At 47.4% G+C, this 9,594-nt stretch carries 10 protein-coding genes; 4 read left to right on the plus strand and 6 right to left on the minus strand.

What is annotated here, in order from left to right:
* Positions 1-226 precede the first annotated feature (226 nt).
* From QUA97_RS27335 to QUA97_RS27345, 3 genes are all read right to left on the minus strand, one after another.
* Entirely contained in the window at positions 227-1,555 is a 1,329-nt protein-coding gene (locus tag QUA97_RS27335; RefSeq protein WP_194070818.1) for a hypothetical protein, read from the minus strand.
* A gap of 150 nt (positions 1,556-1,705) precedes the next feature.
* On the minus strand, positions 1,706-2,389 hold the full coding sequence (locus QUA97_RS27340) for a (2Fe-2S) ferredoxin domain-containing protein (protein WP_194070819.1): 684 nt from the start codon (positions 2,387-2,389) through the stop codon (positions 1,706-1,708).
* 141 nt (positions 2,390-2,530) lie between these two features.
* Entirely contained in the window at positions 2,531-2,803 is a 273-nt protein-coding gene (locus QUA97_RS27345; RefSeq protein WP_333197407.1) for an Asr1405/Asl0597 family protein, read from the minus strand.
* A 219-nt stretch (positions 2,804-3,022) separates the two neighbouring features.
* Between QUA97_RS27345 and QUA97_RS27350 the strand changes: the two genes are divergently transcribed.
* Complete coding sequence (locus QUA97_RS27350; RefSeq protein ID WP_194070820.1) at positions 3,023-3,565, plus strand: Dps family protein; 543 nt, start codon at positions 3,023-3,025, stop codon at positions 3,563-3,565.
* Positions 3,566-3,685: 120 nt separating this feature from the next.
* Here QUA97_RS27350 and chlP read toward each other — a convergent pair whose 3' ends face one another.
* The gene (gene chlP, locus QUA97_RS27355; RefSeq protein ID WP_194070821.1) at positions 3,686-4,906 is read right to left on the minus strand and encodes a geranylgeranyl reductase; all 1,221 of its coding nucleotides are present in this window, start codon (positions 4,904-4,906) and stop codon (positions 3,686-3,688) included.
* A gap of 225 nt (positions 4,907-5,131) precedes the next feature.
* Here chlP and yidD point away from each other — a divergent pair, with 225 nt between their 5' ends.
* Together yidD and QUA97_RS27365 are read left to right on the plus strand one after the other, a co-directional pair.
* Entirely contained in the window at positions 5,132-5,668 is a 537-nt protein-coding gene (yidD, locus tag QUA97_RS27360; protein WP_194070822.1) for a membrane protein insertion efficiency factor YidD, read from the plus strand.
* Between the two features lie 104 nt (positions 5,669-5,772).
* Complete coding sequence (locus QUA97_RS27365; RefSeq protein WP_194070823.1) at positions 5,773-6,168, plus strand: hypothetical protein; 396 nt, start codon at positions 5,773-5,775, stop codon at positions 6,166-6,168.
* Positions 6,169-6,474: 306 nt separating this feature from the next.
* Here the strand turns inward: QUA97_RS27365 and QUA97_RS27370 are convergent, their stop codons facing one another.
* Together QUA97_RS27370 and hisD are read right to left on the minus strand one after the other, a co-directional pair.
* Positions 6,475-6,897, minus strand: coding sequence for a universal stress protein (locus QUA97_RS27370; RefSeq protein ID WP_228050341.1), 423 nt, complete (start codon positions 6,895-6,897; stop codon positions 6,475-6,477).
* 214 nt (positions 6,898-7,111) lie between these two features.
* The gene (gene hisD, locus QUA97_RS27375) at positions 7,112-8,425 is read right to left on the minus strand and encodes a histidinol dehydrogenase (RefSeq protein ID WP_194070825.1); all 1,314 of its coding nucleotides are present in this window, start codon (positions 8,423-8,425) and stop codon (positions 7,112-7,114) included.
* Between the two features lie 938 nt (positions 8,426-9,363).
* Here hisD and QUA97_RS27380 point away from each other — a divergent pair.
* On the plus strand, positions 9,364-9,594 hold a 231-nt coding region (locus tag QUA97_RS27380), incomplete at its 3' end, for a helix-turn-helix domain-containing protein (protein ID WP_333197412.1).

Consider the following 9,594-nt stretch of genomic DNA (forward strand, 5'->3'; position numbering starts at 1 on the left):
TTTCCTAGCAGCTTCACTATTTTTATTCATTTTACCTCATTTTTAAATAGTCTCATACTTATTTGAAATGACTATATATCAAATCCGTCAGCATCGGAATAGTAAATTAACAGCTAACAGTCAACAGTTAACAAGTAACAGTTAACAGTCAACAGTCAACAGTCAACAGTTAACAGTTAACATCATGAAGAGTGCAACCGGAATTGATATTACCGCAGTCAATTAACTATCGAAAACTCGGCAATTCAATTTCAGCTAGCGATCGACGTTTTTTAGCAGCCCGCAGCGGACTAGCAATCAAAGTCAGCCAGTCTGGTTGCGCGATTGCTGTAGGCGTGGCTTCACTCGATCGCCCTTCTTGAATACCAAAGGTTTCCACAGAATTCAAAATTTGAACCGCCCTGGCCAATTCTTCGCTGCCCGATTTGACAGCAGCAATTTCTGGTTCAGACTCAGTTATCGGTAATTCCGGTTCCTCCACCGCCACCTCCGACTCAGTTACAGTCTCCTGAGTCCGGTAGGTTTCGCTCTCCTGCAATTGAAGGCCGGATACTTGGGCTAACTTGTTGAGTTCCTGATTGGCCGTGGGTTCAGTGTCGATCGCCTCTTCAACAGCCACTGCATCTGGATGCTCTTCGGGCTCTGACCAAGGTTTGACAGGAGAAGCGTTAAAGGCTGGCGGCAGCGGAACTTGAGAGTTTTTGACCGTCGCCAGCAACGATTCTAATTGCTTGTGCGCCAAATCGTCCCCACTGTCAGGCGGCTCGTAAGTCGGCGGCTTCTGCGGCATCTCCAAACTTCTTTCCAAGGCTGCTTTGAATTGCAAAGTGTGGCGCTGCTGGCGGTGCAAGCGCGATCGTAATTCTCGGCAAACATTTTCTGTGGCTACTAGCTGATGAAACTGTTCGTTGTAGCGCTGCACGGTAGACGCACATTCTCGCTCCACAATCGCTAGCCTGGTTTGGCTGCTTGCTAACTTATTTCTTAAACTCTCCACTAAAATTTCTTGACTCTGGAGGGTTTGATGGGAAACTTCCACTTTCCCAAACAGCCGCGTCAATTGTTCTTGAGTGTTTTCGAGTTCAGCAGTCTGCTTTTCTAGCAAGGCTTCGCGATGCTGCCAGTTTTTTTGGGACTCTTCGAGCGCTGTTTCTAGCTGGGCGATGCGCTGCAAAAGGTCGCGGTTGCATTCGTGCAGCGCTTGCATCAGGGTTACTGGGGTCGATCCTTTGGCCTGACGCTGTTCGGCATTACCGAGCAGATTTTTGAGGTTCTCTGAAATCGGCGGTGTTCCCGCTTCGGGAGGCTGTGTCAGAGATTGCAAATTTTTTGTTTCTGCTGTTGTGGGAATGGCATCTACGCTGAGCGCGTTGGGAAAATCTAATGTTTGCCAGTCTTCTTCTGGCTGTTGGGGAACCGCAGGAGTATTTGTCGCAGGGGGGGCGATCGGATCAAAACCCCCAGCAGCGGCCAAATTTGACTGCAATGGTTCGGCATCCGATTGAACAGCAGGGTACGGTTGATGCTGATTAGCTCGAAGATCAGCTTCTGACATAGCTTTTTATCCCAATAGTCACAGGGTCTTTGAAACAGTCTATCCTTATAGATTATCCAAAAAAAAGCCCCCAGTCATCAATTATTAATAATCGATCGTCAGTCAGCAGCCAAATTCTCCCAGTCTCCCTCTCCCGTTGTGCCCGATCGGCTAAGCTTTAGCAACTGCAAAATGTTTGTCAATAATTGCTGCAACCTCTGCTGGTGCAATGCGACTGTAGCGAGTTTTATCTGGCATCACAACTATATTTGGGCCAGCTTTGCACTGTTTGAGACATCCCGTACCCTGAACTGTCACTTCTTCTCCTAAACCCCGCGAATTCAAAGCATTTTCTAAAGCTTTACAGACTGTTGCGGCACCGCGTTTTTGGCAGTCAGATTTTTGACATACTAATATTTTGGTTTGAGTTTTTGCCCGAGCTTTTACAGTTCGATCTGCTTCTGGAGGGCTGACTTCGGTTTTGCCGTTGGCGAAGCCCTTGAAAAGGATCGCGCGATCGTCTGATGTCACAATCTCACCAGGCACACTCGTAAAGTCCTGCTGGTCGGGCAATCTATCTTTGTTTCCCCCAGCCAGCGTCAGACTGCGAGCTTTCAGTTTTATTTTACCGTTTTTTAAATTAAGTTCTTGCTCGCCTACAACTTTCACTCTCAATCCAGGTGTCAAAACAGGCGCTAAAAATGACCGCAATTCCTTGCGAAGTTTCACGAGGTATTCTACTTTGCGAGCGGTACTAATCCGCAAATATTTAAGTTTGCAGCCATCTTCAATAACTAGGCTGAGGATTTCTCCCTCTAAGTTGAACTCGGAAACTTGCTTGCCAGATTTATACATTGTTATAACTCCTTGATTGACTGTTCAGTGAAAATTATCGAACTTGACAAAAAGCGTCGTTAGTGAATGTATTTATGCGTTAAATCGCATCATTATTGTTTTTACTTCTTCCCTCAGACGTCTTTCTTCTTCCTTTGAGCTTTACCCGATTTGCCAGCAGCACTCCAGCAACTTCACCAGTTCGCGCCGTGGAGCGCTCAATTGCCTCAAAACGCTTGCGAGTTGAGCAGCTTGTTTGGCGGTGCTAATTTTTGCCCGCAAAGGCTGGTCAACTCCGCACCAGCAGGGAATTTCTAGTTCTTGCAAGCGTTGGTAAACTTGCCATCTGTCTAGCCAACTGACTTGCACGATGTCACAAACTTCTAATTCTGGATCTGCTGGGTTCATTTTTTTTGCAACAATAATGATTTGCATTAATTTTTGCTCTCGATCGACCCCCTTTTCAGGAAGCATTCAGAACGAGCATCTTTTTACAGGATAGCGCAACTGCAAATTATTCTCAATAGATTTTGAAATTTTTTTTTTACTATACAAAGTCTTCCACTATCGAGGCAGACTCTGCTTGACTGGTAAATTTAGGGTGCTACACTGAATCTATTGGCAACAAAACTGCCTATTGAGAGGAGAACACACATGGCTGAGACTCAGAGTGCATTGAGACCGTTTGGCCACATAGCTGAAAATCCAGTTCTACTGGAACATTCCGTCACAGCACCGATTTGTGAAGGGATGAACGCGCTGCTGGCCAGTTTCCAGGCTTTATACCTGCAATATCAAAAACATCATTTTGTGGTGGAAGGGGCAGAATTCTACTCCTTGCACAAATTCTTTGAAGAAAGCTACGGAGATGCTCAAGATAGCGTCCACGAGTTGGGCGAACGGTTGAACGGGTTGGGCGGCATACCAGCGGCTAGTTTTAGCAAATTAGCTGAGTTGTGCTGTTTCGAGCCGGAAGCCGACGGCGTGTATTCGTGCCGCCAAATGCTGGAACATGATTTGACTGCCGAACAAGCTATCATAGGTTTGCTGCGCCGTCAAGCAGGACAAGCAGAAAGTTTGGGCGATCGAGCTACGCGCTACCTCTACGAAAAAATCCTGCTAAAAACAGAAGAGCGAGCTTATCACATTTCCCACTTCCTCGCCCCCGATACCTTAGTGCAGTTGAACTTGAACTAAAAATTCTTCTTCTTCCCCTTCCTTCGCGCCCTTAGCGCCTTCGCGGTTCGTTATCTGAACCATAAAAAAAGCGAGCAGTTTTGTGACTGCCCGCTTTTTTTATACAAAGTGCTTTAACAGTTAAGGCGCTAAAGCATTGCCACGCAACAAGCTACCAATGGTTTTGGCGGTGATCTTCATTTGGATGAAAGGATTGGCCGGTACTACTGTCTTATACAAGTAGCTATCGAATGTGAGTTTCTGCACGTCGCGATCGGCACACATTTCCACAAAAGCTTCGCGAGTAGCATCGGAACGGTAGAACACGCGCTGCAAAATGTCAAGCACTTTGTAAGTAATTCCGTAGGCCTTATCCCAACGCTTCAGATAAAGCTTGATTTCCTGTTCGGTAGGAATCCGCGTGCCCTGCTGAGAAATCTCCACAATCGTTTCGGCGCACATCCGGCCAGACTTCGCAGCAAAGTAAATACCTTCGCCCGAAGACTTGGTAACGTAACCTGCAGCGTCGCCGACGAGAGCAACTCGGCCGACAACCCGGCGGGGACGCGGATGTTCCGGGATGGGGTGGGCTTCCACTTTAATGATTTCACCGCCGAGGAGTTTTTTGGCAGCGCGGGCGCGGATGCCGGCTTGCAGTTTTTTGATGCTGGCTTGATTGACTTTCATCGTGCCGGTACCGACGGCTACGTGGTCGTATTTGGGGAACACCCAAGCGTAGAAGTCGGTGGAAACGTCGTCGCCGACGTACATTTCGGCTAAGCCTTCGTAGTAAGCCATTTTATCTTCTGGGAGGCGGATGCGCTCTTGGAAGGCGATCGCATAATTATAGTCGCCTGCATCAATCGCCTTGGCTACGCGGGAGTTAGCGCCGTCAGCCCCGATTACCAAATCCACTTTCAGGGTTTTCTGAGTTCCCACAGCGGTGCCGTTGGAGTGGTCGGCGTAGTGGAGAATGTAGGGGTCGGTGTTGTTCCCAGGAATCTCTAAGGTGTGGACTGTGCCGTTAATTAGTTTGGCACCCAAGGAAGCAGCGCGATCGCGCATGAAGCCGTCGAGCACTTCCCGGCGGCACATACCGATGTATTCGTCGGCATTTTCGATATTGATGTCCACCTCTACGTTGGAGGGGGAAATCATTTTCATTTTTCTGACTTGACGGTCAATAATACTTTGTGGCAAGTCAAATTCGCTGACCATGCACAGGGGAATCGCCCCACCGCAGGGTTTTGCGTTGTCTAATTTGCGCTCGAATAAATAAGTTTCGATTCCTGCTTTTACCAATGTTTCGGCGGCGGAAGAACCCGCAGGGCCTGAGCCCACAACTGCAACCCGTAGTGTCAAAGCTTTCTCTCCAGTTTTTTTCTATAAGTATTTACTCAGTCAGATGTGATGGTATCACGGAGTTTCTTGGCTGTGGGGTAAGGACGGGAGATTTAAATGAAATGAAACAGAGCTTAACAATTGGATACGAAAATAGGCATCGCGCGAGGGATGGGGCGCGGGGAATTGTTGAGCTGTTGGTTGTAGTTTTTAGCAGGAAGGGAATATCTAACGTATGGGAAACCAATGCAAACGCCTATCTTTGATGCAGCCCTCGGACAATTAGCTGTAGCTTCTATTAGCGGATACCAGAAACACATATCACCGAGAAAAGGCTTTTCTTGTGCTCACCGAGTGCTGTACGGGGGGGAGTCTTGCTCTCCGTATATCAAGGGCGCGATCGCCAAATTGGGCTGCTTTGGGGCGATAAAAGCGTCACGCCGTCGGTTTGCGGCTTGCAAGCGGGCAAATCAAATCTTGAAAGCCCGGTTTAGCAGTGAATCTGGCAGTGAAGCCTCCAATTTCGAGGGTAACGATGAACCAAAATCCGATCGACCAAAATCTCAGGGGGAAACTCCTGGCAGAAGCTCTGAGTGTGAAAACTGTATTGAAGGGCTAGAGTATCTTGAATGGCTAGATTGTGGAATCTCGGAATGTTTTTCTGGGCTCGATTGTGGCGGCGCGGATTGTTCTGGGCTCGATTGTGGCGGCGCGGATTGTGGCAGTTGTTTCTCGTTTTATTCGCCAACCGCTCTCCAAATAGGTAATTTTTTTTTACTATAATGTAGGGAATTTTCAGAGGGTGCGATCGCCATTGTCGATCGAAGTTCGTGCAATTACGTTACATTGAAGTTAAGTAAAGCTCCTATATAAAATTTCAAATTGCTATGCTAGGTAATTTTCAACAAAGTCAACTGCGGATTGAGGTTGAAGCTTCGGAAACCGCGATTCGGGACAGTTTGCTGCGTCCTGTGCAGTTGCAGCAGTGGCTGTGGCCTCAGCAGTTTTCTAAGGGTTTACCGGAAATGATCGATCGCGAATTGACTTTCACGAGTTGGATTGGCCCGGTAGCGGTGCAGCACTATGTGGACATTGCTGAGTCAAACTGTCTGCGGCTGTTGTTGAGTGAGGGAATTGACGGGTTTCACGAGTGGTATTGGGGTGACGGTTGGGTGCAGTCTCGGTTGGAGGGAGTGTCGCTGCTGCCGCTGAATTTGGGACAAACCGCTAGTTTGTTGCGGCTGCGGGAGTTTTTGGGGAAGGGTAAGGGAAAGGGGAAGTAGGAAATAGACTTTCTACTAAACTAGGCAAAATTCCCAATTTTTTATACCAATTTCATAAAATATTGCTACAGTTAGTAAATCTATTTCAGACATCGAACTTCGTTCGGCAGAGCTCGTATTTGTAGCGGCATTTTATGAAATTGGTATAACCGACTTCTGTTTCAATCAACGATCGCCAATTAGGCAACTTCAAAACATTTATCTCTAACTAACTAGATATATTTTCCGAAAATTCATCTCGCAATCTATTAGTGAAATAAGTATGTTGGTTGAGGTAAACGCGATCGACTCTTTGATTTACCGCCGCTAGCTAGCCCGAACCACCAGCACCGAACAAGGAGCCTCAGCCACAACCTCAGCACTCACCGAACCTGCCAAAATTCGCTTGACACCAGTCAAACCCCGACAGCCGATCGCAATTAAATCCGCTTTATAAATATTCGCCAAACGCAAAATCTCCTCGGCCGGTTCCCCCGAAACAATCTCTAACTCGCTCTGACAAGGCAACTTTTGCTGATAAGATTGCAGTAACTTCTCCACTTCTCGGTAAGCAATCTCATTTCCCTGAGCGTGAGGTCGATCGACCGCCGCATCAAAATCCGAAATACCAGAAGTCACCACATGAACTAAAATCACCTTAGTCGTCGGTTTTAGCTTAAATAGCTCCACAGCTTGCAAAACCTGTACTGCAAACTCCGAACTGTCGATCGCCACCAAAATAGTATTCAATATAATGCACCTTATAAATCTCAGATATTAGACTTTAAACTTCGCGTTAATTATCGGCTACTTTCCACAACTTCGCGCTACCGGGCCACATCATCATCAACACAGAAACCCGGTTTCTTAACATAATTGCGTCATTTAAGCAAGATATTGGAAGAAACCGGGTTTCTTAAGCCCGAATTGCGTAAATCCCGATCGCCAACCTCAACTCTACCATCTAAAATTCACTCTTTCCCTCATTCTCAGTCCGCAACCGCACCGAATCAGCATGAGAAGGTAAACCCTCAGCTTTGGCCAACACATCAATCGCCTTACTAACCTTCTTCAGCGCCGTCGGCGAATATTCAATCAAACTCGAATGCTTCATAAAAGTTTCCACCCCCAACGGCGAAGCATAGCGCGCCGCCCCAGAAGTCGGCAAAGTATGATTGGGGCCCGCCAAATAATCACCCACAGCTTCCGGTGTAGATAAACCCAAGAAAATCGCCCCAGCGTGCCGAATTTGGTCGAGCAAATCCCAGGGCTCTGCCACTTGCAATTCCAAGTGTTCCGGCGCAAACTCGTTAGACAGTTCCGCCGCCGCTTTGAGAGAATCAACCACTACCACTAAACCGTAATTAACGATCGCCTTTTCCGTCAAAGTCCGGCGCGGGTGATTTGTCAACTGTCTCTCTACCTCAGCCACCACCTTTCTCGCCAGCACCGAATCCGCCGTCAGCAAAATCGCCGACGCCATCGAATCGTGTTCGGCTTGCGCCAACATATCCGCAGCTACGTGTACAGGATTCGCCGAACTATCAGCAATAATCAGTACCTCCGACGGCCCCGCCAGAGAATCGATTCCCACAGTTCCGTAAACCAGTTTTTTCGCTAGCGTCACGTAAATATTTCCCGGCCCGGTGATTAAATCCACCTTGGAAATACTTTCCGTACCGTAGGCCAAAGCTGCGATCGCCTGTGCCCCGCCCACTCGATAAATCTCATCAACTCCCGCTTCCTGAGCTGCTACAAGCACCGCAGGATTCATTTTCTTCTCCTGTCCGGGGGGAGTACACATCACCACTCTCGGAACCTTGGCGACCTTTGCAGGTACCGCATTCATGATTACCGAGCTAGGATAGGACGCTTGACCGCCAGGAATGTAAATTCCCGCGCGATCGACCGGTGTGTAGCGCTTGCCCAAAACAATTTCGTCATCACCAAACTGCACCCAAGACTTGGGTACGCGCTGTCGGTGAAACGCCTCTACCTGTTTGCAAGCCAACCGGATCGCATTTAATAATTCTTTCGACACCTGTTGGTAAGCAGCATCCAATTCGGCGCCGCTCACCCGCAAATCTTCCACATTTAGAGTCATGCGATCGAATTCAGCAGTGTAGTGCAGCAGGGCCAAATCGCCTCTACGCCTTACAGCTTGCAGCACCTCCCGCACGGTGGCTTCTTTATGAACAATAAGTTCGTCATGGGTGCGATCGCAGATTCGTCGCAGTTCAGCTTGCGCCTCAACCCACTGAGTAATAATTCGCAGCATGGAGATTAGGAATGCCGTCAATAATTCAGTGACGCTCCCACACCAACCCGAAGGTTATGGTGTGGGCTTCAGAGTCCGGTTAAGGATATCTAGAACTTCATTCAAGGTACTCCAATTGTTTCCCTCTACTGCGTTTTATAGTGAGGAACACGTCCCGCCCCACTTGTCACATGAAAAGTTTTTTACCTAGACCCAGATTGTTATTCTTGGATCCAAGATATGAATATTCTACCAGAATTATTACAATTAGTGCTGGTTTTTCATTTTAACACCAACCCGAAACGGTTATGGTTTGAGGATTCCCGCCTGTATAGCAAACATTTACTTGACAATTTGGGGTTTTTATGAATATATCCTAGAAAAGTATGCCACCACCAGTCCACAAGCTTAAACTGCCAGACTCGCGGCATTTTCACAGGCTTCAGTCCAGCGCTTAAATCTCTGTCGGGATTTTGCAACACTGAGGACAAGCCCCAACCTTCCTGGGAAATTGCTCGCCAGAGAAGCCGGTGCGGAGGGAGAGGGGGAGAATCTAGAGGGACAGAGGGACACAGAGGAGGAGCTGACAGATGTAGGTTTTTTGGTAAAAGCCTTATCCCATAAGAGTTTGAAATTTTAGGAATCCCAAAGCATAAAACCCTTGCACTGTCGCTTGTTTGTAGGGTTTCGCAAGGCAAAACCTACACCTGTCACGGGAGTAGGAGTGGGGGAGAGTAGCAGGAAAAATTCTCTTTCTTCCCTCGGACTTCTTCCTTCTTCCTTCTTTTCACCCGATCGGCTTCGCCGTTATAGCCTTCTTGCTTCTTGCGACGGACATCGGACTTACATCCATTACATCCGTTACATAATCGGTTGCCGAACTTCCGACGGACATCGGACTTATACCATTTTTCTAAAGATATGATAGACTTATGTAAGAAGTAAAGGAGCCAATAAAAATGTCTGGTCGCCCTAACATAAAAATTACCGAATCTGTAGAATATTTGCAAATGATTCTTAAGAAACAAACAAGAATCCTTGCCTACAATAAAGTACAAATGCTTTATTTATTCCAATCAAAACAAGTATCAACTGTGCGAGAAGTAGCAGCAGTTTTAGGTAAAGGTGAGGCAACAATTCATCGCTGGCTCTTTCAATACAAACAAGGCGGTCTGGAAAATTTATTAAAA

Origin of the sequence: Microcoleus sp. CZ3-B2, assembly GCF_036705055.1 — a bacterium.
In the GTDB taxonomy this organism is placed as follows: Bacteria; Cyanobacteriota; Cyanobacteriia; order Cyanobacteriales; family Microcoleaceae; genus Microcoleus.

Bases quoted from the DNA above. Each gene is read 5' to 3' on its own strand.
- QUA97_RS27335 (WP_194070818.1), bottom strand. From the start codon at position 1,555: ATGTCAGAAGCTGATCTTCGAGCTAATCAGCATCAACCGTACCCTGCT.
- QUA97_RS27340 (WP_194070819.1), bottom strand. From the start codon at position 2,389: ATGTATAAATCTGGCAAGCAAGTTTCCGAGTTCAACTTAGAGGGAGAA.
- QUA97_RS27345 (WP_333197407.1), bottom strand. From the start codon at position 2,803: ATGCAAATCATTATTGTTGCAAAAAAAATGAACCCAGCAGATCCAGAA.
- QUA97_RS27350 (WP_194070820.1), top strand. From the start codon at position 3,023: ATGGCTGAGACTCAGAGTGCATTGAGACCGTTTGGCCACATAGCTGAA.
- yidD (WP_194070822.1), top strand. From the start codon at position 5,132: ATGCAAACGCCTATCTTTGATGCAGCCCTCGGACAATTAGCTGTAGCT.
- QUA97_RS27365 (WP_194070823.1), top strand. From the start codon at position 5,773: ATGCTAGGTAATTTTCAACAAAGTCAACTGCGGATTGAGGTTGAAGCT.
- hisD (WP_194070825.1), bottom strand. From the start codon at position 8,425: ATGCTGCGAATTATTACTCAGTGGGTTGAGGCGCAAGCTGAACTGCGA.